This window comes from Ciceribacter sp. L1K23, from assembly GCF_018122705.1.
In the GTDB taxonomy this organism is placed as follows: domain Bacteria; phylum Pseudomonadota; class Alphaproteobacteria; order Rhizobiales; family Rhizobiaceae; genus Allorhizobium.
Map to the genome: position 1 here is coordinate 3,358,257 of NZ_JAGRRC010000001.1, position 23,493 is coordinate 3,381,749.

Annotated in this window: 19 protein-coding genes and 1 tRNA gene; 12 read left to right on the plus strand and 8 right to left on the minus strand. The window is 62.0% G+C overall.

What is annotated here, in order from left to right:
- Positions 1–208 precede the first annotated feature (208 nt).
- From J5J10_RS16210 to J5J10_RS16225, 4 genes are all read left to right on the plus strand, one after another.
- A complete protein-coding gene (locus J5J10_RS16210; RefSeq protein ID WP_211930647.1) occupies positions 209–1,168 on the plus strand; it encodes a nitronate monooxygenase family protein in 960 nt (319 codons plus the stop codon).
- A gap of 51 nt (positions 1,169–1,219) precedes the next feature.
- The gene (locus J5J10_RS16215; protein WP_211930648.1) at positions 1,220–2,278 is read left to right on the plus strand and encodes a DUF1176 domain-containing protein; all 1,059 of its coding nucleotides are present in this window, start codon (positions 1,220–1,222) and stop codon (positions 2,276–2,278) included.
- Positions 2,279–2,400: 122 nt separating this feature from the next.
- Positions 2,401–2,476, plus strand: a tRNA-Thr gene (locus J5J10_RS16220).
- A 286-nt stretch (positions 2,477–2,762) separates the two neighbouring features.
- Positions 2,763–3,974: a calcium-binding protein gene (locus J5J10_RS16225; protein WP_211930649.1), complete on the plus strand. Its 1,212-nt coding sequence runs from the start codon at positions 2,763–2,765 to the stop codon at positions 3,972–3,974.
- A 37-nt stretch (positions 3,975–4,011) separates the two neighbouring features.
- On the opposite strand, the gene J5J10_RS16230 is transcribed toward J5J10_RS16225, so the two are convergent.
- Positions 4,012–6,294: an FdhF/YdeP family oxidoreductase gene (locus J5J10_RS16230; protein ID WP_211930650.1), complete on the minus strand. Its 2,283-nt coding sequence runs from the start codon at positions 6,292–6,294 to the stop codon at positions 4,012–4,014.
- 163 nt (positions 6,295–6,457) lie between these two features.
- Here J5J10_RS16230 and J5J10_RS16235 point away from each other — a divergent pair, with 163 nt between their 5' ends.
- Both J5J10_RS16235 and J5J10_RS16240 read left to right on the plus strand, forming a co-directional pair.
- Positions 6,458–8,164 carry a glycoside hydrolase family 32 protein gene (locus J5J10_RS16235; protein WP_211930651.1) on the plus strand — a complete coding sequence of 569 codons (1,707 nt, stop codon included), beginning with the start codon at positions 6,458–6,460 and terminating at the stop codon, positions 8,162–8,164.
- A gap of 131 nt (positions 8,165–8,295) precedes the next feature.
- Complete coding sequence (locus J5J10_RS16240; RefSeq protein ID WP_211930652.1) at positions 8,296–9,774, plus strand: pyruvate kinase; 1,479 nt, start codon at positions 8,296–8,298, stop codon at positions 9,772–9,774.
- 41 nt (positions 9,775–9,815) lie between these two features.
- Here the strand turns inward: J5J10_RS16240 and J5J10_RS16245 are convergent, their stop codons facing one another.
- Entirely contained in the window at positions 9,816–10,253 is a 438-nt protein-coding gene (locus J5J10_RS16245; protein WP_211930653.1) for a peptidylprolyl isomerase, read from the minus strand.
- 125 nt (positions 10,254–10,378) lie between these two features.
- Positions 10,379–13,888 (minus strand): PAS-domain containing protein, encoded by a 3,510-nt coding sequence (locus J5J10_RS16250; protein WP_211930654.1) that lies wholly within the window; start codon positions 13,886–13,888, stop codon positions 10,379–10,381.
- Positions 13,889–14,092: 204 nt separating this feature from the next.
- On the opposite strand from J5J10_RS16250, the gene mscL reads away from it, so the two are divergent.
- From mscL to galE, 3 genes are all read left to right on the plus strand, one after another.
- The gene (mscL, locus tag J5J10_RS16255; RefSeq protein ID WP_208547974.1) at positions 14,093–14,515 is read left to right on the plus strand and encodes a large conductance mechanosensitive channel protein MscL; all 423 of its coding nucleotides are present in this window, start codon (positions 14,093–14,095) and stop codon (positions 14,513–14,515) included.
- A 125-nt stretch (positions 14,516–14,640) separates the two neighbouring features.
- The gene (locus J5J10_RS16260) at positions 14,641–15,810 is read left to right on the plus strand and encodes a pyridoxal phosphate-dependent aminotransferase (protein ID WP_211930655.1); all 1,170 of its coding nucleotides are present in this window, start codon (positions 14,641–14,643) and stop codon (positions 15,808–15,810) included.
- A gap of 154 nt (positions 15,811–15,964) precedes the next feature.
- A complete protein-coding gene (galE, locus tag J5J10_RS16265) occupies positions 15,965–16,999 on the plus strand; it encodes a UDP-glucose 4-epimerase GalE (protein WP_208547972.1) in 1,035 nt (344 codons plus the stop codon).
- Between the two features lie 6 nt (positions 17,000–17,005).
- On the opposite strand, the gene J5J10_RS16270 is transcribed toward galE, so the two are convergent.
- Together J5J10_RS16270 and J5J10_RS16275 are read right to left on the minus strand one after the other, a co-directional pair.
- Entirely contained in the window at positions 17,006–17,341 is a 336-nt protein-coding gene (locus tag J5J10_RS16270; RefSeq protein ID WP_211930656.1) for a TIGR01244 family sulfur transferase, read from the minus strand.
- A gap of 95 nt (positions 17,342–17,436) precedes the next feature.
- Entirely contained in the window at positions 17,437–18,306 is an 870-nt protein-coding gene (locus tag J5J10_RS16275) for a DUF6030 family protein (RefSeq protein WP_211930657.1), read from the minus strand.
- 222 nt (positions 18,307–18,528) lie between these two features.
- Between J5J10_RS16275 and J5J10_RS16280 the strand changes: the two genes are divergently transcribed.
- Positions 18,529–19,233 (plus strand): hypothetical protein, encoded by a 705-nt coding sequence (locus J5J10_RS16280; RefSeq protein ID WP_211930658.1) that lies wholly within the window; start codon positions 18,529–18,531, stop codon positions 19,231–19,233.
- Positions 19,234–19,260: 27 nt separating this feature from the next.
- Here the strand turns inward: J5J10_RS16280 and J5J10_RS16285 are convergent, their stop codons facing one another.
- From J5J10_RS16285 to J5J10_RS16295, 3 genes are all read right to left on the minus strand, one after another.
- Positions 19,261–19,461 (minus strand): hypothetical protein, encoded by a 201-nt coding sequence (locus J5J10_RS16285; RefSeq protein WP_211930659.1) that lies wholly within the window; start codon positions 19,459–19,461, stop codon positions 19,261–19,263.
- A gap of 87 nt (positions 19,462–19,548) precedes the next feature.
- Positions 19,549–19,905: a hypothetical protein gene (locus J5J10_RS16290; protein ID WP_211930660.1), complete on the minus strand. Its 357-nt coding sequence runs from the start codon at positions 19,903–19,905 to the stop codon at positions 19,549–19,551.
- Positions 19,906–20,007: 102 nt separating this feature from the next.
- The gene (locus J5J10_RS16295) at positions 20,008–20,799 is read right to left on the minus strand and encodes a helix-turn-helix transcriptional regulator (protein ID WP_211930661.1); all 792 of its coding nucleotides are present in this window, start codon (positions 20,797–20,799) and stop codon (positions 20,008–20,010) included.
- 117 nt (positions 20,800–20,916) lie between these two features.
- On the opposite strand from J5J10_RS16295, the gene J5J10_RS16300 reads away from it, so the two are divergent.
- On the plus strand, positions 20,917–22,260 hold the full coding sequence (locus J5J10_RS16300; protein ID WP_211930662.1) for a glutamine synthetase family protein: 1,344 nt from the start codon (positions 20,917–20,919) through the stop codon (positions 22,258–22,260).
- Between the two features lie 39 nt (positions 22,261–22,299).
- Positions 22,300–23,430: a PotD/PotF family extracellular solute-binding protein gene (locus J5J10_RS16305; protein ID WP_211930663.1), complete on the plus strand. Its 1,131-nt coding sequence runs from the start codon at positions 22,300–22,302 to the stop codon at positions 23,428–23,430.
- The last annotated feature ends 63 nt before the right edge of the window (positions 23,431–23,493 follow it).

Here is a 23,493-nt window from a genome sequence, read left to right on the forward strand (position 1 = left end):
ATACGCGTACTGGTACCGGACCCCGCATGGTTAAGATTCGGTAGCGGCTGGATTGTGTCTTCGCAAGCCCAACTCATCGACGGAGAGGGGATAACCAGAGCTTTTGGCGGCGGGGCGGCTGGTTTGCCCGTCTCCGGTCTTTCGTTACTCTACACGTTCTGCTATCAAAATTGACGTTGCCGTAAACGTAAGAATTCGGGAGGAATTCATGGCTCTGCCGTCCGTGCTGAAGGACAATCTGAGACTGCCCGTGGTGGCGTCGCCGCTCTTCATCATCTCCCACCCGGAGCTGACGCTGGCGCAGTGCAAGGCCGGGGTGGTCGGTGCGTTCCCGGCGCTGAACGCCCGCCCCGAAAGCCAGCTCGACGAGTGGCTCGCCATGATCACGGAAGATCTCTCGACCCATAATGCGAAGAATCCCGAGCGCCCGGCGGCACCCTTTGCCGTCAACCAGATCGTCCACACCTCCAACAAGCGCCTCGAGCACGATCTCATGATGTGCGTGAAGTACAAGGTGCCGATCGTCATTTCCTCGCTCGGCGCCGTGCCGGAGGTGAACGCCGCGATCCACTCCTATGGAGGCGTGGTGTTGCACGACGTCATAAACAACCGCCACGCCAACTCGGCGATCCGCAAGGGTGCGGACGGCCTTATCGCGGTGGCGACAGGCGCAGGCGGGCATGCCGGCACGCTCTCGCCCTTCGCGCTGGTGCAGGAGATCCGCGAATGGTTCGACGGCCCGCTGCTGCTTGCGGGTGCCATCGCCACCGGCGGCGGCGTGCTCGCGGCCCAGGCAATGGGTGCCGACATGGCCTATATCGGCTCGCCCTTCATCGCTACCACGGAGGCGCGTGCCTCCGATGCCTACAAGCAGGCGATCGTCGAGGCAAAGGCTGGCGACATCGTCTACTCCAACTATTTCACCGGCATTCACGGCAATTACCTGAAGTCCTCGATCCTCGCCGCAGGCATGGACCCGGACAATCTGCCTGTCGCCGATCCCTCCAAGATGGATTTTGACAAGGCCGCCACCGGCGCCAAGGCCTGGAAGGATATCTGGGGCGCGGGGCAGGGGATCGGCGCCGTAAAGGCTGTAGAACCGGTCGCGGCGCTGGTCGATCGGCTGGAGCGGGAATATATCGGCGCAAAAAAGGCCGTTTGCGGCTGACGGCGGGGCTGATAGCGTCCCCGCCGAAACGGATTTTCGCGGGGACATGCAATGCTATCACGATACACCCTCTCGCTCGCCGCCCTGCTGGCCAGCACCCTTCCGGCGCTGGCCGCGGACAGCGGCTACCGGGAGTTCAAGGCCTGGCAGGTGAGCTGTGGACAGACGCTCTCCTGCGGCATGCGCCAGTATATCTCGGGCAGCGCCGTGTCCGGCTTCGAGCTCCGGCGTTCAGGCGCGCCGGAAGCGCCCGTGGTTCTGATCCTTTCGCCCGACGATAGCAACATCCTGGAAGGGGACGGCGAACTCGGCGTCACCATCGCGATCGATGACGGACAGACGGTTGCAATGTCGGGCGATGCCATTACCGCCAGTGTCGAGGCGGGCACGCTGGAACTGGCGGGAGACTTCATCGCGAACGGACTGATTTCCGCCCTGAAGGATGGCACCACCGCGACAATCGCCATCACCCGTGGGGCGACGAGCGTTCAAGGCGAGGTGCCGCTCGCCGGCGCGGCGGCGAGCCTTCTGTTCATCGACGAATACCAGAAGCGCGTTGGACATGTGGATGCGATGAGCGCCAAGGGCGACAAGGCGCCGAACCCCGCCCCTCCGATCAGCGATGTCCGCCGCCTCTCCGACTTTCCGGAGGGGGTCCGGGTCCGGTTTGCGGCCGGCGGCGAGTGCGGCGAGACGGAGGAGACCATGCTGGACGGCAACGCGCTCGCCCACAAGCTCTTCGATGAACTGACCCTCTATGTCACGCCCTGCGGCATGGGCGGCGCCTACAATATGCCCTATGCCGTCTTCGTCGACTCCTACGGCACGGTCAGCACGCTCGCCTTCCCGATGATGCGCGACGGCGCACCAAGCGCCGCCACTGTCGCCTACAATCTCGCCTACGACTACGAGACCGGCCTGTTCTCAGCCTTTTTCAGAGGGCGCGGCATTGGCGACTGCGGCACCTATAGTGAATGGAAGCTCTCAGAGGGCGGGGTCGGGCCGCAATTGCTCCTCGTGACCGAAACCTTCCGTGACTGCCCGGAGGAGGTCGACGAGAACGAGGAGATCGATCCCGCCAATTGGGCCAAGGCCTGGCCGCTCAACTAGAACGGCGGCCGACACGGCGGGCCGGGAATTTTTCCCCGGCCCGCCGAAAACCGGCTTGAAATCGCCGGGCAATCCCTGTATCAGCCCCTCACCATTCGCGGCGGCAAGCCCGCTCCGCAAGGGCCGCTTTAGCTCAGTCGGTAGAGCACATCATTCGTAATGATGGGGTCACGTGTTCGAGTCACGTAAGCGGCACCATTCCCCACTATCCATGACCAGTCTCTTATTGCCGGTTGGCCGCTACAGGCTATCGCTTTGCCGCACGTCCGTGATCTTCCAACCATGCCTGCCCGTTTACATGGTTAGGCCTCCGTCAATAGCCAGAAAATGGCGCGCGGATGGCGATCGCGATGTGTTGGACGAAAATTTCACTAATGTTCAAAAGTGAGTTTAAAGTTCTAATAAGTTGATTCCGGACTCATTCTGAGTCATTGTTCGTGGGCAAGGGTAGTTTTTCTTTTCACTATTGGGGTTGGGGGATTTTATGACAACCATCACAGGCAACGTCAGTGCGACGCTTAACGGCGTCACGAACTTCAGTGTCGGGTCCGATGCTTACAACTGGTCGGACGGCTGGTTGCTCTACGTGGATACATGGGTACGCGACGATCTCGGCCCCTTTTCTGCGAGCTACACACTGTCAGGTTCGAACTGGGATGTGGACCTTCTACGCTTTACCGGAAATGTTCGCGCGACCATAAATGACAGCGCTACCGGAACCGGTCGATCGATAGGAACGATGACATTGGGCGGGCTGGATGGTGCCGGCACGAATGTCGTGACCATGAGGAATACCTTCGTCGATTCGATCAAAGGCAGCGGCAACGTCGAGAAACTGACACTTGGCAATGCCGGCGCGGTCGTCGTCCGTGTCGAGGGTGGCAATGACGTGGTCCGCACCGGTGCGGGAGAGGTCGAATACCTGGATCTGGGCCGGGGCAACGACTCCCTTGTTACGGGTAGCGGTTACGTCGGTACGATTATCGGCAGTCGCGGCCGCGACAGTATCACCATCGGCAGCGGTGGAGCGGATACCGTGATTGGAGGCGGCGACGCGGACACGGTGACGCTCAGCCGCCTTTCCAACAAGAGCTCGGTTGTTTTTGTCGATGGATCGGAAGGTGTCTCGGACTCCTCGAACAAGGATTCCGACACGCTCGTCATGACGGCTTTCAACAAGAAGATCGATATCGATCTCAGCCAGAACGACTTAGTCGACACAGGTTATGGCCGATTCCTGTTCCGCAATTTCGAGAACATCTCGTCCGGCAGCGCCAGCGATGTGCTGAAGGGCAGCGGGGATGTCAACATCATCAAGGGCAATGGCGGCAACGACCACATCACCGGTCGCGGCGGAGCCGATGACCTTTACGGCGGGAGCGGAAAAGATGTTTTCATCTACAACTCAATCTCCGACTCCCGCAACACGAGCAGCGCACGAGATACGATTTTCGACTTCACCTCTTCCGACCGCATTGATCTGAGGGCAATCGATGCCAGTACCAAGTCGAGCGGCAACCAGGCCTTTCAGTTCATCGGCACGAAAAGCTTTTCGGGCAAGGCTGGCGAACTGCGCTACTTCAAGCAGGCGTCGGACACTTACATCCAGGCCGACGTCAATGGCGACCGCGTCGCGGATTTTGCTATCCACCTCGATGATGCTGTGACGATGCAGAAGGGCTACTTCCTGCTTTGATGGCGAAAGGAAGAGAGAGCTTGCGCGAGTTCTCTCTTCACCCCACCCCAATCCTGACCGGCACCGACTTCGCAGCCGGTGTCTTGCTCTGTTCGGCGAACTGCCAGAGCGGGATCAGAGGGTTGCATTCGGGATAATACGCAGCCACGGTGCCCTGCGGGATGTCGTAGTCGATCACCTGGAAGCCGGTCATGCTGCGCTCGATGCCGTCGTCGACGGCGGTCGTGATGCGGGCGGTCCCGCCTTCGGCAATCCCCAGGCGAATCCGGTCGTCACGGTTCATCATCACGGTCATTCGCGAATGGTGGATGCCGCGCAGACGGTCGGCATGGCCGTAGATCGTGGTGTTGAACTGGTCGTTCGAGCGCAGCGTCACGAGGCGCAGGACATCCGGGTCGGTGCCGTCGTCGAAGCTTGCCGAAAGTGCTCCCGGCAGCTTGAAGTTCGCCTTGCCGCTGTCGGTCTCCCATTTGCGCTGGCGCGCCGCGATCGGGCGGGCAAAGCCGCCGGGTTCGTCGAGGCGCAGGTTGAAGTCGCGGAAATCCTTCGGAAAAGAAGCTTCGATCGCGTCCCTGACAAGCGCGTAGTCGCCGACCCACGAATCCCACGGCACCTTCGGATTGGGTGCGAGCGTGGCCTTGGCGATTCCGGCGACGATCGCCGGCTCCGACAACAGGTGGTCGCTTGCCGGCCGGTGTTTGCCGCGGGAGGCATGGATGCAGGTGGTTGAATCCTCCATCGTCACGATCTGCGGTCCGGTCGCCTGATGGTCGATCTCCGAGCGCACCAGCGTCGGCAGCAGGTAGGTCGTGCGGCCGGTGACGAGATGGCTGCGATTGAGCTTGGTGGCGATTTGGACCGACAGATCGAGCCCGCGCCACGCAGGCTCCATGAGCGCCTGTTCCGGGATCGCGCGAACGAAATTGCCGCCTAGGCCGATGAAAGCGTTGATGCTGCCCTCGATGATCGCTTCGCAAGCCTCGACGGTATTCAAGCCATCCTCGCGCGGCGGTTCGAAGCCGAACTGCTGTGCCAGACGGTCGAGCGGCACCAGGCTCGTTTTTTCGGCGATCCCGACGGTGCGCTGACCCTGAACGTTCGAGTGGCCGCGCACCGGACAGATGCCGGCGCCCGGCTTGCCGATCTGACCACGCATCAGGAGCAGGTTCACCAGCATCTGAACCGTGTCGACGCCGAGTTTGTGCTGCGTCAGCCCCATACCATAGATGGCGATGACCGAGGTGGCATCCGCATAGGTCCGCGCCGCCGCTTCCAAAGCCGCGCGGGGAAGCCCGCTTTCGATGACGATCTCGTCCCAGCCGGTTTCCCGCACGCGATCCTCGAAAGCCCCGAACCCATGTGTGTGTTCGGAGATAAAGGCCGCGTCGAGAATGCGACGCCGGCCGGAACGCTTCGCTTCGTCATCGAAGGCGAAGAGCGCCTTGGCCATGCCCATCATCGCGGCGATGTCGCCACCGGATCGCACCTGGTAATACTGCGTGGCGATCTGGGTCGGCTTGTTTGACAGCATCTGGCCGGGACGCTGCGGATTGACGAAAGCCTCCCAGCCACGCTCCCGCAGTGGATTGAAGACCACGATCGGCGCATCCCGCTCGCGGACCTCCTGCAGGCTGTGCAGCAGGCGAGGTGCATTCGTGCCGACATTCTGGCCGAAGGACAGAATGCAGTCCGTCTTTTTGAAATCCTCGAGCAGAACGGTGCCGACAGGCGTGCCGATGCTCTGCGGCAGGGCGACGGACGTCGTTTCGTGGCACATGTTCGAACTGTCAGGCAGGTTGTTGTTGCCATAGAGGCGAGCGAGAAGCTGGTACATGTAGGAGGTTTCGAGCGAGGCCCGGCCCGAGGCGTAGAAGATCACGCTTTTCGGATCGTAGGTTTTCAATTTGGCGCCGATATCCGCGAAGGCCTCATCCCACGACACGGCAACATATTTGTCCGTGGCGGGATCGTGCCGCATGGGCTGTGTCAGCCGGCCTTCGTTTTCGAGGTCGTGATCGGTCCAGCCGAGAAGGTCCGTCACCGTATGGCGGGCGAAAAATTCCGTGGTCGTGCGTTTTGTCGTCAGGTCCCAGAAGGTCGCCTTCGCCCCGTTCTCGCAGAACTCCGCCGCATGGGGTTTGCCGGGCTTCGCCCAGGCGCAGCTTGTGCACATGTAGCCGCCGGTCTTATTGTGGTCCTTCAGAAGAGCCGGCGTGCTGTGGACCGCCTTCTGGCCTATCGCATTCTTCAAAAGCGATGTGACCGAGCCCCATCCGCCTGTCGGTTGTTCGTATGGCTCATAGGTGGCTCGATCCCGCATGGGTCCTCCCGTTTCGTGCTGCGCGTCAGTGGGCCTACTGTCGTAAACAAGCTCGACCGCGCGGGGTTCCAACGGGATCGCGTGCAATGCCGGAAAGACTTGCCGCTCGCCAAAAGCTACCTAGGTTGGTCAGGGGGACTGCAACGGCGAGACGGAGATGCCAATGACGAACGATCAAGACCGCGGCAGGTCGACGACCCGGGTGCTTCAGGCGGAACTGCCGGTCAACACCACCTTACACATCTGGTTGAAGGCCATGATACCCGGCGTGCCAGGAACGGTGTCGCTCGTCAGCGTCAACGGCAAATTCGGGGATGTGCTGGCCAACAATACCGAGGAGTACGAGTTCCGCATCTACCACGTCTTTGGCGGCGGACATTTCGAGCTGCACTACGACATGGAGAAGACGGCTGTCTCCGTCATCTACTGGTTCACGCCGACCGATGTTCTGGAAACGGGGATAACCGTTCTGCACACCAACACCGGTAATGCGGCGCCGGTTCTGCCTGACAGCTATCATTTCCGCCCGCCGTTCGGCTGGATGAACGATCCGAACGGCTTCGGCCGCTTCGGCGGCCGGCCACACCTCTTTTATCAGCACTATTCGCATGGCCTGCAATGGAACACGATGCACTGGGGGCACGCCGTGTCGTCGGATTATCTGAGATGGCGCCACATGCCGATCTTCCTGTTTCCCTCCGAGACGCTCGGCGCCCGGCCGGACAAGCGGGGAGGCGCGTTTTCCGGTTCGGCGATCCCGCTCCCCAATGCCCCCGGTATCCGCGTCTTCTTCACCGAGCAGGAAAAGGACCGCGACCCCGAAGAGCAGATCCAGATGACCGCCGTCTCCCCGGATCTCTTCAGCGCCGGACAGGCCGAGGTGCTTCTCGATCGTCGCCCGGAGGGTGAGGGGCTGACCCTCGATTTCCGCGACCCGTATGTGTTCCGTGGTCCCGATGGGCTCTGGAAAATGCTGCTCGGCAGCCAGAGCGAGGCCGGTGGCGTCATCCTGCTCTATGAGACCGAGGATCGCAGTGCAGCAACGGGATGGACCTATATCGGCAAGCTCCTAGTCGAAACCCGCCACCAGACGACGGCGATCGAATGCCCCTGCCTCTTGCCGCTGGACGGCAGCGCCACGGACCCGACGACCCAGTGGGCGCTTCTCTACGGGCTGATGAACAGCACCGACAAGAAGACGGGGCGAAAGAACCTGACCATGGCGGAGGTGGGCTGGTTCGACGGCCGGACGTTCGTGAAGGAATTCGAGCAGGAGCTCGACTTCGGCACCGACAACTATGCGTTCCAGGCGTTCAAGGATGGCGACCAGTCAATCGGTATCGGCTGGCTCGCGAACTGGGCCGATACCGGACCGAACATCGATTTCCCGACTGCCATGACCTTGCCGCGTGCCCTGGTGCTCTCCGATGGTGCACTGCTCACGCCGCCGATTCCGGCAACCGAAAGTCTGAGGCATCACGTGATAGACCGGACCAGGCTGATGCGCGGCGAGACGGTGAACTTCGCCGGCGGCGCGGTCGAAATCAAATTCGAGCTCCGCGAGGCCGGCCTGCCTTTCCGCCTCGATTTCGACCATCCCGATATTGCCCTTGCGGTGGAGCTCGATGCGGACGGATTGATCATTCTCCACGAAAACCATGGCGCCGCTGGCCCCCGCTACATTGCCGCCGGTGCCCGGCCACGTTTGTTCCGAATCTTCCTGGATTATGGCTCGCTGGAGGTCTTTGCCGACGACGGTCGCTGGGCCGGTACCAAGCGCATCGCGGGGTTCAACCCGGTTCGCTCGGCCCGGCTTTCTGCCATGCCCGATAGCGTCGTCAATGCCGCCGTCTGGGGCCTGAGGCCCTGACCTGGCTGTCACACAGGCTTGTTTGTTCCCCGCTAGGCTGAAACCGACATGTTTCGCGCCGCGCTCATTCGCCCTCTCGCCAGTGTCGGTGAGACGGCGCAGGATCGGGGCGCCGGTGGAGCAAGCAAGGCATGAATCAGCAAGCAAATCACGATGCCGCCATGGAAGCCTCGGTCCTGCTGGACGAGGTGCTGGCATTGCGGGCGAAGGTCGTGGAGGAAGTGGCCGGAGCGGGTCTCGTCGACGGCGGGGAGGACGATGCAGCCGTGCGGAACCTGCGTCATTACCTGGCGCTGCGCCACCACGATATTCGCGACCTGCAACGACGGTTGATGCCGCTCGGACTGTCCTCCCTCGGCCGCCTCGAAAGCCGCGTTCTGCCAACGCTCGACGCGGTGGCCGCGACGCTCGCCGCCATGGTGGGACGCGGTGCCGCGGGCGGCTGGCCCGCGACGAGCGAGTTCTTCGGCGGCGAGATGCGGCTGAGCGAGATGGCGTCCAGGCTGTTGGGTGAGGCACGGACCAACCGCCGGACGCGGATAATGGTGACATTGCCGGGCGACGCGGCTGAACGGCCCGAGTTTCTGCCCGACCTCGCCCGTCGTGGCATGGACGTGGCGCGCGTCAACTGCGCCCATGACGAGCCGGAGGCCTGGCGAACCATGGCGCTGCATGTGCGCGCTGCCGGACGGGCCGTTGGCCGCGACATCAAGGTGTTGATGGACATTGCCGGACCGAAGATCCGCACGTCGGCCGTCGCGGCGCCGGACAAGAAGGCGCGCCTGCAGGCTGGCGATCGGCTGCGGCTGGTCGCGACCGGCCTGCCGCGCCCGTGCGCCGATGTCACCTTTTCGGCAGGTGTATCGCTGCCGGAACTGGTGACCCGCCTCTCTGTCGGTGACCGGGTGCGCTACGATGACGGGAAGCTCGAAGGCGTGGTCGAGGATGTCTCGGATGGCGAGGCGGTGATCCGCGTCGTCAAGACCAAGGCGGGCGGCGCAAAACTGAAACCGGAGAAAGGGCTGAACCTCCCCGACACCGCGCTCGGTCTCTCACCGCTGACCACGAAGGACGAAGCCGATCTCGCCACCGTCATCGAATGCGCTGACATGCTCGGCTATTCCTTCGTGTCGCGACCTGACGATATCGATCTTCTGGAAGACATTCTCGATCGCTTGGGCGCCGACCATCAAAGGCTCGGCCTGATCGCCAAGATCGAGCAGCCGGACGCAGTGAAGAACCTGCCGGCATTGATCGCCCGCGCTCGCCAGAGGGGACCGTTCGGCGTGATGATCGCGCGTGGCGATCTGGCTGCCGAGATCGGTTTCGAGCGGCTGGCCGAGATGCAGGAGGAAATTCTCTGGCTCTGCGAGGCGGCCTCCGTTCCTGTCGTCTGGGCGACGCAGGTACTTGAGGACCTGGTGAAGGAAGGCATACCGAGCCGGGCCGAGATGACCGATGCCGCCATGGCCGCGCGGGCCGAATGCGTGATGCTGAACAAGGGGCCACTGGTGACGGAAGCCGTCAGCGTTCTCGACACTTTGCTCGGTCGTATGGAGAATCACATTCTCAAGAAGACACCGCAACTGCGCGCGCTGACCTCCTGGTAGAGAACCGTTCCCGGCGTTTGCCGCCGGAAACGGCAAAGCAGTCAGGCGGCCTTGACGATATCGACCAGTTCGACATCGAAGACGAGATCCTGGCCGGCCAGTGGATGATTACCGTCGAGCGTCACCGCTTCCGACGAAACGTCCGTTACGACGACGACCACCGGAACGCCCTGCGGCGTCTGGGCCTGGAGCTGGAGGCCGCGTTCGAGCGGGATTTCAGCGGGGATGGCCGACCGTGGCACCTGCTGAACCTTCTGCGGATCGTGGGTGCCATACGCTTCGGCGGCCGGGACCACCACGCGCTGCTTTTCGCCGAGCGCCATGCCGTCGATGCCGCGCTCGAGGCCGGGGATGATCTGGCCGGAGCCCAACTGGAACTGGAGCGGTTCGCCGCCGACCGACGTGTCGAACTGGGTGCCATCGGTCAGGGTACCGATATAGTGGATGCGGACGGTGTCACCCGCCTGGGCCTGTGTCATGGTCTTGTTCCTGTGATTGGAGTGCGACGGCCGGCGACAAATGGTTCGCGCCGACAATGGTTCATTGCACCGCTCGCGGCACAAGCCCAATGTAGGTCAACAGGCCGGGAAATGAAACCTTTGGCCTATTCCGCGGCGCTGCGTTTCATGCCGGACGCCTGGGTCAGGTAGGCGCGCAAGGCTGCCGGGCGGACCGGTTTGTGCTGCAGTCCGATGCCGTGGCGCTCCGCCTCCATCCTCACTTCCTGGGTGCGGTCGGCGGTGATCAGCAAAGCCGGAACCGCGAAATCATATGTCGACCGCAGCGTCAGGATCGCGCCGATCCCGCTTCCGTCACCCAGATGATAGTCGGCGATGATCAGGTCGGGCGGTGACGGGTTTCGTGCGAGATAGTCGTCGAGTTCCGCAACCGATCCGGCGCAATCCACAGTACAGCCCCATCCGGAGATCAACAGCGCCATGCCTTCAAGGATTTTCGGTTCGTTGTCGATGCAAAGGATCCGGAAACCGGAAAGCGACGGTGAACTGCGATCGACAGACGCCTTTTCCGGGCCGGATGCTGCCCGGGGCAGCGCCACGTCAAGTGGCATGTGAACCTTGAATGTTGTGCCTCGTCCGGGTGTCGACGACAATTTCACAGGGTGGTTCAGCACGCGTCCGATACGGTCGACGATGGAAAGCCCGAGGCCGAGACCCGAGGCGGTTTTCATGCCTTCGTCGAGGCGGGCGAATTCCTTGAACACTGTGCGGAATTTCGACGGCGGAATGCCGATCCCCGAATCCGATACCTGGATGACCGCTTCCTTGCCTTGGCGTCGCGCCCCGATGATGACCCGTCCGGACGGGGTGTACTTGATGGCGTTGGAGACCAGGTTCTGCACCAGCCGTCGCAGCAGGTTCGGATCGGATCGCACGGTCAGCGTGGTCGGCATGACCACGAGCTTAAGGTTCTTTTCCCGCGCCATCGGGGCGAAGTCGGTCTCGATCCTCTCAAGCAGGCTTTGCAGGGGGACCGACGTCGTGCGTGCCTTCATCGCCCCGGTATCGAGTCGGGAGATGTCGAGGACAGCGCCGAGGATGTTCTCCACCGACTCGAGCGCGGAATCGATGTTGCGCACCAGCGCACTGTTCTCGGACTCGCCCATCCGCTCGACCAGTGAGGATGAATAGAGGCGGGCGGCGTTGAGCGGCTGCAGGATGTCATGACCGGCCGCCGCAAAGAACCGCGTCTTGCCGATATTGGCTTCGTCGGCGGCTGCGCGTGCTTCCGCGAGTTCGCGGTTGACGCGGGTGAGTTCCGCGGTGCGTTCGCTGACCCTTTGCTCCAGCGTTTCGTTGGACTGCTTCAGCGCCTGGTCGGCGGCCATCTGGCTGGTGATGTCGGTGAAGGTCGCCACGACGCCCTTGTCGGGCATGGCGTTGCAGCGGACTTCGATGATGCGCTTACCCTGACGCATGCCGAGGCGGAAAGGATTGTCCAGCCGCTGGAAGTCACGGATGACCTGCGCCTGCTCATCGGGCGCGATATCGCCGCGGCTCGACAGGATGCCGACGATCTCCGTCAGCGGAAATCCGACCTGCCCGACATGTTCGGGAAGATCGAGGAGTTCGCGGAACCGGCGGTTCCAGATGGTCAGGCAGTTGTTGCTGTCGAACACGGCAATCCCCTGGTCCATCTGGGAAAGCGCGGTGTGCAGCATGTCCTGGTTATATTGCAGCGCCTCGCTCGCCTGGTCGAGCAGCCAGGCGGTGTCGGCGGAGGTGTCCTCGGCCTTTTGCAGGATGAGCGACAGTACCAGCCGCGCGGAAGACGAACCGATGGCGCTGCCGAGCAATTGCTCGGAAAAGTGGATGAAGGCCATGTCGGCCGGATCCTCGTCCGAAAGACGCCGGCCCGTCGCCTGCTCGTAGCTCCGGAACGACCGTCGCATCCGCTCCTCGCCGAGGTAGCGGGCGATGGCGGATTTCAGGTCGCCGACGCTGACGCTGGTCTTCCAGCCGCGAGTCGCGAACTGCGAGCGGGCATGGCGCTTGACGAAAATTCCGGCCTGGATGCGCTCGACGGGACGCGGGTTCCGGCTAAGCGAGCCGAGCACGAAGGCGAGGCCGTTGAGGAGCAGGCTGAGGAGGGTGGCATTGACCAGCGGATCGGCATGTGGGCCGTCGAACAGGCCGGTGCCGGGCAGCAGGAATGAGAGCACGACCGAAGTGAGCTCGGCATTGTCGTCCCCTCCGAAGCTTGGAAGAAACAGCAGGTAGGCCCATACGACCAAACCCGTGGAAAGCCCGGCAATGGCGCCCCGCGCATTGGCCCTGCGCCACAAGAGCCCGCCGAACAGCGAGGGTGCGATCTGCGCGATCGCCGTGAAGGACAGGAGGCCGATGGAAGCCAGGCCCGAAGTGCTGTCGGCGGTGCGGTAATAGGCATAGCCGAGCAGCAGCACGATGAAGATCGCCGTCCGGCGGATCTGCAGCAGCGCGCCGGCGAAGTCCGAACGGTCGCCCGACCTCGCCACGAGCTTGCGACGAAGAAAGATCGGCAGCACGATATCGTTCGAGATCATGATGGCGAGCGCCACGGAGGCGACGATCACCATCGCGGTGGCTGCGGAAAAGCCACCGAGGAAGGTGAACAGCGTCACGAACGGCATCTCGTGATACAACGGGAGCGATAAGACGTAGAGATCGGCGTCCCCCCCGCCACCAAAGCTCAGAAGTCCGGCGATCGCGGCGGGAAGCACGAAGATGTTGATGGCGATAAGGTAAAGCGGGAAGAGAACGCGGGCGAAATTGAGTTCGCGGCTGGTGCGGTTCTCGACGACGGTGACGTGAAACTGCCTTGGCAGCATCACGATCGCGAAGGCGGAAAGCGCGATCAGCAGAACCCAGCGAATCCCGGGCGTCTCGTAGGATAGCGCATCCATCACCATCGACGAGGACTGCGCGGCCTCCCAAAGTGCCGTCGGTCCGTCGTAGAGAACGAAGATGACGACGAAGCCGAGCATCCAGAACGCCACGAGCTTCACCACCGACTCCATCGCGATCGCGAGGATCAGGCCATCCTGATGCTCCGTCGCATCGGTATGGCGCGTGCCAAAGATCACCGCGAAGCAGGCAAGCGAAAGTGCCACGATCAAGGACAGGTCGAGGAAATACAGATTGCCGATGCCGATGCCGTAGTCCGACGGATCGATCATGGCGGCCACAGAAGAGGACACGGCCTTCAACTGAAGGGCGATATAGGGAATCGTCCCCACCAGGCAGATGAGCGTGACCAGCATCCCGACCAGTGGGTTCTTGCCATAGCGGGCAGCGACGAAATCGGCCCCCGACGTCAGCTTTTCAGCCTTGGCGAGTTCGATGATGCGTCGGAGAATCGGCATGCCGATGGTGAAGACGAGGATGGGGCCGATGTAGATCGCCGTGAATTCGAGACCACGGCTGGCGGCAAGCCCGACGCCGCCGAAATAGGTCCAGGAGGTGCAATAGACGGCGAGGCTAAGGGCATAGACCATAGGTCGTCCCTTCGGCGGGACGCCAAGCCGCCGGCTGCGGCGATCGCCGTAGCTCGCCACCGCGAACAGCAGCAGCAGATACGCGATCGCGGATGAGAAGATCACCCACCCCGGAAGCACGTTCCCTCCTTCGGCACTGCCCTCCAAAACTCCCTCCCGAACACTAGGTCAAACGCCTGCATTTTGAAATTGCACTGGTCTTCATCTTAAGTCGAAGGCGGGCTGCATTTTTCCGGTTCCCGCATGTTTAAACTTCGCTTAAGCATGTTAGAAAGTGCCGACGGTATCCAATCGGTCCCGGCCAGGATAAGGGGAGAGAGCCAGATGCTCAACGAGTTCAAGACATTCATCGCCCGCGGCAACGTCATGGATCTGGCCGTCGGTGTCATCATCGGCGCCGCCTTCAGCAAGATCGTCGACTCTCTCGTCAACGACATCGTCATGCCGATCGTTGGCGTCATCTTCGGCGGCTTCGATTTCTCCAACTATTTCCTGCCGCTCAGCAGCAATGTCACCGCGCAGTCTTTGGATGCGGCCCGTGAGCAGGGCGCGGTCTTCGCATATGGCAGCTTCATCACGGTTGCGATTAACTTCCTAATCCTTGCCTGGATCATTTTCCTGATGGTCAAGGGCGTCAATGCGCTCCGGGCCTCGCTGGAAGAGGAAAAGACGCCATCACCCGCAGCACCTCCGCCGGCCGACATCCAGTTGCTGGGTGAAATCCGCGACCTGTTGAAGGCGCGCTGACGCGAACCGGTCGGGGCGGCCCTCGAGTGCCGTCCCATCACCGGAATCGATTTTATCTCCACGCTTTCTCATGAGATTTTTCAGTCTTCGTCGGCTATGACGGCGGAAACAGGAGATGTCTCGCCGTGTCCCTTCTCGAAAGCCTGAGCCCCCGCGCCCTTGCCGCTCCGGAGAGCGGTATCGTCGAAATCATCAATTACGCACGCGGTCGCGATGGCCTGCTGCCTCTATGGGCCGGAGAAGGCGATCTTCCGACGCCGGATTTCATCAACCGCGCAGCCTCCGATGCGCTGCTCGCCGGCGAGACTTTCTACACCTGGCAGCGTGGCATTCCGGAATTGCGCGCGGCACTGTCGCGTTATTACGAACGTCATTTCTCGGTCACCCTGCCGGCGGAGCACTTTTATGTCACGGGGTCCGGCATGCAGGCGATCGCGCTTGCCGTCCAGGCGCTGACGTCGCCTGGCGACGAGATGATCTATCTGTCGCCCACCTGGCCGAATATCGTCTCGGCGATCGAGCTTGCGGGCGCCAAGGCGAGCGCTTTGCCGCTCGATTTCAGGGACGGCGGCTGGCGCCTCGATCTCGACCGGCTTGAGTCCATGATCACACCGAAGACACGTGCTCTCTTCATCAACTCGCCGTCGAACCCGACGGGATGGACGGCAAGCCGCGACGATCTGAAGGCAATCCTCGCCATCGCCCGCCGGCATGACCTCTGGATTCTCGCCGACGAAATCTACGCACTCTACTATTTCGGTGACGCGCAGCGTGCGCCATCCTTCCTCGATATCATGGAGGAGGGCGACAAGGTCATCTTCTCCAACTCCTTTTCCAAGAACTGGTCGATGACCGGCTGGCGTGTCGGCTGGATCGTCGCGCCGCCGGAAATCGGCCAGGTGCTGGAAAACCTGATCCAGTATTCGACCTCCGGCGTCGCCCAGTTCATGCAGCGCGGCGCCGTGGTCGCGCTCGACGAGGGGGATCGCTTTGTCTCGGAAAACATCGAGAGGGCACGGCAGGGTCGCAACATCCTCTGCGAGGCCCTGATCGCCACCAACCGGGTCGAGACACTGAAACCGGACGGTGCTCTCTACGCCTTCCTGAAGATCGACGGCATCACCGACAGCCGTCAGGCCGCACTCGATATCGTCGATCGAACGGGTGTGGGAATGGCGCCGGGTAGCGCCTTCGGGCCCGGTGGCGGAACGTTCCTGCGCGCCTGTTTTCTCAGGGACCCCAGGCAGATGCTGGATGCGGCGGAGCGTCTGAGAAAATATGTTTTGTCGCTTTAGCCCATCGATAAAATTCTACGCTTTTCCGGAACAGACGGGAAAGTATAAATCATGATTTACGGCATAATTACGCCTGATTTTGCTGTCGCGTAAGTAATAGTCAGCGTCGTTGTGGTTGAGTGCTCCCAATGGTTCAGCGTTTGGGAGAAGCGGCATGGCGATTTTGGTAACAGGCGGCGCCGGTTACATTGGCAGTCACATGGTGTGGGCGCTCCTCGACCAAGGTCACGAGGTCGTTGTGCTTGACCGTTTGTCCACGGGATTTCGCTGGGCCGTCGCTCCCGAGGCGCGATTTTACCTTGGTGACGTCGGCAATGCCGAAGTCCTGAAGCAGGTTTTCACAGAAAACCGGATCGATTCGATCATTCACTTCGCGGGATCCATCGTTGTGCCGGACTCCGTTCGCGACCCGTTGAGCTATTATGAAAACAATACCGGCAACACGCGCGTCCTCCTGTCGGCGGCAGTCGAGGCGGGCGTCGGAAAGTTCATCTTCTCCTCCACCGCGGCAGTCTACGGAACGCCGGTCAGCAATGCGCCCGTCCGGGAGACTGACCTGCCACGCCCGGAAAATCCGTATGGGGCCTCCAAGCTCATGAGCGAACTGATGCTGCAGGATACCGCGCGCGCTCATGATTTCCGTTTCGTCGCGCTCCGCTATTTCAACGTCGCGGGCGCTGACCTGAAGGGCAGGGTGGGCCAGGCCACGCGCAATGCCACTCACCTGATCAAGGTCGCCTGCGAAACCGCGCTCGGCGAGCGTCGGGCCGTCCATGTCTTTGGCGGCGATTACCCAACGCCGGACGGCACCGGTGTCCGCGACTATATCCATGTGGCGGATCTGGTGTCGGCGCATATCGATGCGCTGAGCCATCTGGACAGGGGTGGCGAATCCCTGATCGCCAATTGCGGCTATGGCCGCGGCTATTCGGTCCTCGACGTGCTGCGCGCGGTCGAAAGGGTATCCGGCGCGAGCCTGAAGGTGGTGCACGAACAGCGCCGGCCAGGGGATGCGGCCTCCGTCGTCGCGGATCCGACGCTGGCACGCCAGCGCCTCGGATGGCGCCCACGCCACGACGACCTCGACGGGATCATCCGGACATCGCTGGATTGGGAACGGCGCATGCGGCGCGAGGAATTCCAGGATATCGAGGCACTCAAGCGCAAGCTGGCAGCACTCGCCTCCTGACCGGTATCAGCCGATTTGCTGTGCCATCTGGTAAAGCCCGGCGCTGCGCGCGCCCGACGCGCAGAATGCGAGGATCGGCCCCTGGGTCTGTGTCAGAAGCGCCTTCAGCTTGGCCGCCTGTTCCATTGGAACGGAGCTTCCTCCGACGGGAAGGTAGTGCGCACTTAAGCCGCTTGCGGCAGCCGCCTCGGAGACCAGCGCGAATTTGGGCTGGCCCCATCCCTCGCCATCCGGCCGCATGCAAATGATTGTGGTGTACCCGGCCGCGGCAATCGCCGGCAGGTCGGCCGGCTTGATCTGTCCGGTCACGTGATAGGTCGGTGTGATTTCCCTGATATGCAACGATAAGGCTCCCTGAAACTGCGCGTAAGGCCATGCGAGCGAGTCCGCACGGCTGCCAATACATATATTAAATTATATATGTTTGTGCAAGGAGGTCAGCTGGCGGTGGCTCTGGGCAGACGCATCATCTGCCCCGACAGCGAGGGTACGGGCAGCCAGTTGCTCCGGTCGAAATACTCCCGCGCTCTCTTCACCAATGGGTCCTTGTTGATTGGCAGGATGATGAGATTGTAGCGGTCTTCGCCCGTGAATTCCTTGGTGAACTTGTAGGACATTCCAAAGCGGATGGTGGTGTAGTCGGAGAGTTTTCGCGTGCTGTCGAGAAGCTGGGCGAGATCGCTCCACCCGGTCTCGTGGATAAGAGTCGAGACGGCGTTCACCAGCTTGTCATGGGAGGCCCGCCCGGCGTCGGTGTCGGGTGCGATGAGCTTCATGCGGATGGAGTTGATTTCGCCGTCGGGCTGTCCTTTGGCGATGAAGAAGAACGAAGCGGTCGGCTCATCCCCTCCGATTGGTCTCACGAGATCTTCGGACAGGCATTCGAAGGTAGACCGGTCAACCTGGCTGGCCTTCCAGCCTTCATTGCTGATACCGGAGGAATCGAAGGCAGCGCAGAAGGCTGGACCGAGGTCGCGCATTTCACGAACGAACACGCCGACCACGCCGATATCGGGCTCCCGGATGAAGTGATCGGGAAGGATCACCGTTGGGGAGAGGTTTCTTTGGCTCTTCAATGGCTGCGGTGGACGGGGCGCCTCGTGCAGAGCAGCGAGGTAATGGTCGACGCCGAGCCAGCGGGTCATCGCCTTCAGGTTCTGCCGTTCGTTGGCCAGCAACACCACCAGGCCGATACAGGCTGCGATCGACAGGAAGACGACCACGAAAACGCCGCCGCCACCGAACCGGGGCGGACGCGGCGGCTGGTCCTGCCATTTCTGGCCGGGCTGTGGACTGTCGCTGGGCATTGGCCCCCTTTTGAACAATGCTTTCGTCAGACTTATGGCAGCAACCAATGAACGCAACCTAACTCATTCCGAATTCCGGTGCGCCTCGTGAAATACCGGGGGGCGGCTCGGCCACTTTTGGGCCGACTGCCGATCCGCTGTTGACCCGCTTTTCCCGAACTCCCTAGGACAAGACCATGAAGAGATGATGCAGAAGAGGGTGATTGGATGATTGGAGCGGGCTTGAAATCGCTGTCATACGTCGTCGCGGGGGTCGCGCTGTTGTTGAGCGTGGAGGCAGGCGCTGCCGAGGACATCTGGTCCATGACGACACCGGAGGGTACATGCCGCATCTCGTTCCAGGACGATCCGGTCGCTGACGGAATCCAGTCGATCCTGCAGCACGATTACGCCTGCCCGGAGATGCTGCGCAACGTCTCCGGCTACTCGATGAACAATGGTGACGGCACGATCATCCTCTACACCACGTTTACCGGCCTCGAAATGGTCGGGAGGGCGGACAAGGAAAAGGATGGTCTTTATGTTGGCATGATCGGCGACGGGACGGAGCTTACGATCTCCTTCGGCGAGACGCCGGACCTGCCGACAAAGCCGCAGAAACCACAGAAGCCGAAGAAGCCGTCCGGATCATCGGCTTGTCTTCGTTATCCCGACGGCGGTTGTGCACAGCCGAACGATGTCGGCTCGCCCGATGTCGCTCGCGGCATTAACTCGATTCAGGCGTTGACGCGGCTGAACATTCGAGGATTGCCGGGGATGGACGGTGCCGTGATCGGTAGGCTGGAAAAGGACCAGTGCGTGACTGTCCTAGGCTGTGTCGAAAAGGGCGGCAACGTTGTATGGTGTGAGGTCGACTTGCCAACGTTCCACGGCTGGACGTTGAAGCAGGACGCCGGCAAGGTGTATTCCCGCAACGGCTGCGGCTGAGCCGCTGGTTTTCCCAGAGTTCAAAGGCTAATCCTTCAGGCGGCTTTTTGGCGGCAACGGGCCTTTGTTCGTGTCGAGGGTAGCGGTGCCGTTGATTGTGGCTGGCACCGCCACCTGGGACATCGGCGTTTCCCCAAGCGGCAATTTTGCCTTTTCCGCCGCTTCGGTCTCATTCTTTGATCCCGGTATTGCGTTCTTGTTGCCCTTCGCATTCCGGCCGCTCGACATGCTGCCCTCCTCTTGTGTGACAGGTTGGGATGCAACGATGACGGCACGTGAAGGTTCCGGATAGACACATGGTCGCCGGTTCTTTGGTCAGATGCCGTCCGTCGCGTGATCCTCAAGCCATTGCTGCAACGCCTCGATGAGACGTAGCCGCAGACTGGCATTTCGCGCGAAAGCGCGTGCCAGCGACAGGTCGCCGGGTCGCAGGCCGAGTTCGGTCGACAGGTCCGCAAGCGTCATCGACCGCTGGGCAAGCGCAATGCGGACGCGGCTGATGGTGCGGGGCGTGAGATAGCGGCCAGAGGCAATCGGATCGGCTGCCGTCGCCGGCGCTTCGCCTGACGAACGATGCCCGATCCACTCGAGGAACTGCCGTCGCTCCTCGCCGGATGCCTTGGTCCAGGAGCGCTGTAGTTTCTCAAGGCGCGTGCGGCCATCTTTTTTCATGATCGCAGTCGCTCCCCCCGTTTCGTCGAAAGCCTCCTTGGCCGCAACACGTGTCGAGGTCAACCGCGAACAGAGGGCAAGCCGTCACGAGAGGAAACGGCGTCAGACCGCGAGTTCCGAAATGAAGCGGGCGAAGAGCTCGGCCTGGGAGGAGATTTCAAGCTTGTGATAGATGTTCTTGCGGTGGATCTTCACCGTTCCCTCGGCGATATGAAGGCTTTCAGCTATCGACATGTTCGAGTGGCCGCGCAGGATGAGCGAGGTGATCTCGATCTCCCGTGGTGTAAGGAGGCCGTCGGTCATCCGGTCAAGGCAGGCGTTGATCGTATCGGGCGGTGTCCGGCTCTGCTCATGGTGCTGATCGGTCGCCCCGCTTTCCGCATAGTGCCGTTCGACCAGCAGTCTGATCACGGGCTCCACCGCATGAACCGCGTCGAGGTCGCGCCGACCGAAAGCCGGTGAACCCACCGGCCGTGTAAAGCTGACGACGACGCCATAACCGGGTGCAGGACGACAGACGATGCCGACTTCGTCCCTTATCCCCGTCAGGGCATAATGACGACGGAAATATTCGGAGCTGTAGAACTGGTCTGGCGCCATGTCCCTCAGCCGCCTGACCCCTCTCATCGCTGCATTGGTCGCCGCCGCATAGAAAGGATCGAGCAGATACGGTCCGGCCGCGTAGGCGTCGATCACGGTCGCCGCGCGATCGGGATCGATATTGTAGTAATGCGCGTTCGGTCGGGATGAGCCCTGGTAGCCGAACACCATGAACACGTCGAATTCGAGCACCGTCTTCAGCGCCGATTCCACGCGAGCCTCGAACTGCGGCTGCCCCTCGGAAGCAAGGAGCTCCGCCACTGTCCTGTTCCAGGCGGCAAACCCTTTTTCCAACCCGTGCCTCCTCATGCCCGGGAAATGTCGCAACAATCGGTCGCCGACTATCCCTTTGGGGATATTTCCTTACCCAGTCGGGCTGCCTAACCTCAAGTCAATTCTGAGAAGGCCCCCATGACGATCAATAGCCGTTCCGCGACCGAGTTTGAAACCGCAATCCGTGATCTGGGTGCGAAGTCCGTGCACATTGGCATGGTCGATCCAGAAGGAGAGTTCCGCGACAAGCTGGTCTCGGCCGACAAGGCGATCAAGTTGGCACGCGACGGCTATCCATTCTGCGAAGTGCTCTACTTCTGGGATATCGCCGAGAGCACCTATCGTGACGGCGCATTCGTCGACCGTCCCGCAACACTCTTCGCCGACACGGTCCGCGCCTATCCCTTTGCCGAGGACACCGCGCTCTGCCTTGCGGACTTCTCCGGTGAGTTCGGCCGCCGTTCCCCGCGCAACGTCTGCCTCGAGCAGCTCGCAAGGGCATCCGACCGTGGCTTCGACGTTCTCTCGGCCTTCGAATTCGAATTCTTCGTCTTCGACGAGACGCCGGAAACGCTGAAGGCCAAGAACTACCGGGACCTCACCCACTTCGCCCAGGGCAACCGCACCTATTCCCTCCAGACGTCCGCGCTCTACGGCGATTTGCTCGAAGGTCTTGAGGAGACCATGTCGGTCATGGGCGTGAAGCTCGACGCAATCCATACCGAGCTTGGGCCGGGCTGCTTCGAAGCGCCACTGACCTATGCAAAGGGCATCAAGGCAGCCGACGACGCCTTCCTGTTCAAGAACTTCGCAAGATCCTATTTCGCCCGCAACGAGCTGACGGTCAGCTTCATGTCCAAACTGTCGCCGGCGCTTTCCGGCCAGTCGGGTCACCTGCATCTGTCGTTGCGCGACAAGGCGGGCAATCCCGTCTTTGCCGATGCGGACGCCCCCGGCGGGCTGTCGGCCACGGCGCGTCATTTCATTGGCGGTCTCCTGACGCTGATGCCGGAGCTTCTGGCGATGTGCTCGTCCACGGTCAACGCCTACAAGCGGCTGGTGCCGGGCGCCTGGGCGCCGACTTCCGCCAACTGGGGCGTGCAGAACCGCACCGCCGCCGTGCGCGTGATCAACGACAGCCGGGACGCGACCCGCCTCGAATTCCGCGTGCCGTCGGCCGATACGAACCCCTATCTGGCGCTTGCGATGTTCATCGGTGCCGGGCTCTACGGCATCGACAACGCCATCGAGCCGCCGCCGCACAGCGCCGAGAACTTCTATGCCTCCGCGCCCGCGCCGGACGCCGTCTTTCCTCGCGATCTCTGGGACGCCGCGCAGCGTCTCAAGCGGAGCGAAAAGGCGCGCGAAATCTTCGGCGATGATTTCGTCGACAGCTTCGTCGAAAGCCGGGAGGTCGAATTCTCGCACTATCAGAAGCAGGTCAGTGAGTGGGAGATCAGGCGCTATCTCGGCGTCGTCTGATCGCCCCTCGTAAGTTGGATGAGAGAAAGGAAAACAAGAATGACAAAGGGAACAGCCAATATCAGCCGCCGCTCGGTGCTTCAGGGCATGGGTGGCCTGGGTCTCGCCGCCGCCGGCGGGAGCTTCCTGGGTCTCCCGCGCATGGCGAACGCGGCCGAAAGCCTCAATTACATGTGCTGGGAGGGCTATAACGCGCCCAGCATTCTCGAGCCCTTCCAGAAGAGCAATGATGCGACGATCGCCATCGACCTGATCACGGACTCCGCCGGTGGTTTCGCCAAGCTCGCCGCTGGCGCCTTCCGCGAGTTCGACCTCGTGTCCTCCGACAGCCCCTGGATCCAGCGCATGGGCCCCGCCGGCTTCTGCCGCTTCCTGGAGGATGCCGACTTCGCCGACCAGTACGCCGATTTCTACCCGCAGTTTCGTGCCCCCTTCGCGCCGCTGCAGCACGAGGGCAAGGCGACCGGCCTGCCGACGCGCTGGGGTTGGGTCGGACCGACCGTCAACACCAAGTTCGACAAGCTCGAGACCTGGTCGAGCTACGCGCCGGTCTTCGACAGCGCCTACAAGGACAAGATTTGCCTGCTCGACTGGGGTGACTGGCCGATCATGCCGCTGGCCCTCTATGCCGGCGTGAACCCGTACGAGGAACTCGACGAGGCAGCCCTTGGCGAAGTCCGCAAGGTCCTGCGCGCCGCCTTCAAGAATACCCGCGCCATCGTCGCCGACCTCGCCGTGGCCCAGAAGGGTCTGATCGACGGTTCGTTCCGCGCCCTCATCGGCGGCGGCACCTACTGCACCTCGGCGCTCAGGCTGCAGGGTCACGACTACATCCAGTCGATCGTTCCCGAGCCGAAGGACGGCCTGAAGCAGGGCATCATCTGGATGGAGGCCACGGGCCTGATCGACAACGGCAAGAACTCGCAGATTGCCGCCGACTTCCTGAAATACATCGTCTCGCCCGAGGTGGCCAAGCAACTGGCGATCACCGAGGCGACCTGCAACCTGGTTCCCAACCAGAAGGCGGAAGCCCTTTTCTCCGAAGAGGAGAAGAAGGCGCTGCAGATGGATTACATGTGGACGGCCTGGGACAACAGCCAGTTCCACACCGTTGCGCCGAACATCGACGATATGCTGGCGATCTGGCAGGAAGAGCTCGCCGCACGGTAAACCGATTGAGCGGGCCGCCGCACGCCACGGCGGCCCCTTTTCTTTCCGCAAGCATGGGGGACG

Bases quoted from the DNA above. Each gene is read 5' to 3' on its own strand.
- J5J10_RS16210 (WP_211930647.1), top strand. From the start codon at position 209: ATGGCTCTGCCGTCCGTGCTGAAGGACAATCTGAGACTGCCCGTGGTG.
- J5J10_RS16215 (WP_211930648.1), top strand. From the start codon at position 1,220: ATGCTATCACGATACACCCTCTCGCTCGCCGCCCTGCTGGCCAGCACC.
- J5J10_RS16225 (WP_211930649.1), top strand. From the start codon at position 2,763: ATGACAACCATCACAGGCAACGTCAGTGCGACGCTTAACGGCGTCACG.
- J5J10_RS16230 (WP_211930650.1), bottom strand. From the start codon at position 6,294: ATGCGGGATCGAGCCACCTATGAGCCATACGAACAACCGACAGGCGGA.
- J5J10_RS16235 (WP_211930651.1), top strand. From the start codon at position 6,458: ATGACGAACGATCAAGACCGCGGCAGGTCGACGACCCGGGTGCTTCAG.
- J5J10_RS16240 (WP_211930652.1), top strand. From the start codon at position 8,296: ATGAATCAGCAAGCAAATCACGATGCCGCCATGGAAGCCTCGGTCCTG.
- J5J10_RS16245 (WP_211930653.1), bottom strand. From the start codon at position 10,253: ATGACACAGGCCCAGGCGGGTGACACCGTCCGCATCCACTATATCGGT.
- mscL (WP_208547974.1), top strand. From the start codon at position 14,093: ATGCTCAACGAGTTCAAGACATTCATCGCCCGCGGCAACGTCATGGAT.
- galE (WP_208547972.1), top strand. From the start codon at position 15,965: ATGGCGATTTTGGTAACAGGCGGCGCCGGTTACATTGGCAGTCACATG.
- J5J10_RS16275 (WP_211930657.1), bottom strand. From the start codon at position 18,306: ATGCCCAGCGACAGTCCACAGCCCGGCCAGAAATGGCAGGACCAGCCG.
- J5J10_RS16285 (WP_211930659.1), bottom strand. From the start codon at position 19,461: ATGTCGAGCGGCCGGAATGCGAAGGGCAACAAGAACGCAATACCGGGA.
- J5J10_RS16290 (WP_211930660.1), bottom strand. From the start codon at position 19,905: ATGAAAAAAGATGGCCGCACGCGCCTTGAGAAACTACAGCGCTCCTGG.
- J5J10_RS16300 (WP_211930662.1), top strand. From the start codon at position 20,917: ATGACGATCAATAGCCGTTCCGCGACCGAGTTTGAAACCGCAATCCGT.
- J5J10_RS16305 (WP_211930663.1), top strand. From the start codon at position 22,300: ATGACAAAGGGAACAGCCAATATCAGCCGCCGCTCGGTGCTTCAGGGC.